This window comes from Wolbachia endosymbiont of Tuta absoluta (assembly GCF_059414725.1).
This window is the reverse complement of sequence record NZ_JBNRJY010000250.1, coordinates 1-926: the sequence shown is the minus strand read 5'-3', so window position 1 is coordinate 926 and position 926 is coordinate 1. Positions and strand designations below refer to the sequence as shown.

1 pseudogene is annotated in these 926 nt (G+C 38.8%); it reads right to left on the bottom strand.

From position 1 onward, the window contains the following. Positions 1 to 717: 717 nt before the first annotated feature. Positions 718 to 926 (bottom strand): annotated as a pseudogene (locus ACJ5GX_RS02745) (hypothetical protein); the annotation flags it as partial.

Sequence of the window (926 nt, the reverse complement as noted above, 5' to 3'; positions counted from 1 at the left end):
GAAAACGCGCGAAAAATTTGACACCATACTTAAAGCACACATGTGTGCTTCGACGAGCGAACGGTAGGCGGCCATTAATGTACACATGTGTGCTTTGACGAGCGGGGAGGTTAACCAAGCATAATTTTATTACACTGCTTTAAACATTCGTAGTGTGATGCCGGGTTAGAATAGCTTCACCCCAATTCTACCCATGTCGTAAATGCGACTAAGGGATGAATTCATCCAGGGAATGGGCAGCGGCGTTCCCTGTGAATGCAACATCTTGCGCTGTGGTCGCCAATCCGACTGCCAATCGTGGTGAGTAAGGCAATGGTAGGGGAAGCCCATGTTCAGCTGTTGTGGCTTTTAATTGTAATGGAAAACGCAAGCAGAATACTGTACGGGAACCTAGTTTTAAGATCTATTCTATTTACACATATATTCTTACAAATAAACTTTGATTGATTGATTGTAAGGGGCGTTATTTCCGGTAACGAAAACTATTCAACCATAATCAGTCGAAAACTAAATAACTTTTCTCAGGGAGCGAACTGGGAAATGGTGTAAATTTTTGGGGAACGTAGGATAGGAAGGTAAGATATAATTTTTGGGAAAATATTAGTAGGCTGAAACGAACTGGATGTAGAATCATTGTTGTATTTCGTTTACAGCAAAAATAATAAGTTACAACAAATTAATAGTCAATAGAAAAAATAAACACACAATACAAACGACCTACGAAGATGATCTATCCTTCTGCTTCGGCTTTGGCCTTTCCCCATTTGTAACAACATTAAAGTCGCTTTTTACTTCTTTCCAACATTCTTTCAATTGGTGTTTCCACATAGTAAGATAAGCATCACCATACTTTTTCTCATTTGCTACAAACAATAAAATTGGAGCCTTAAGTATGGTAGCTCCCATATTCACTAAATTTTTTACTG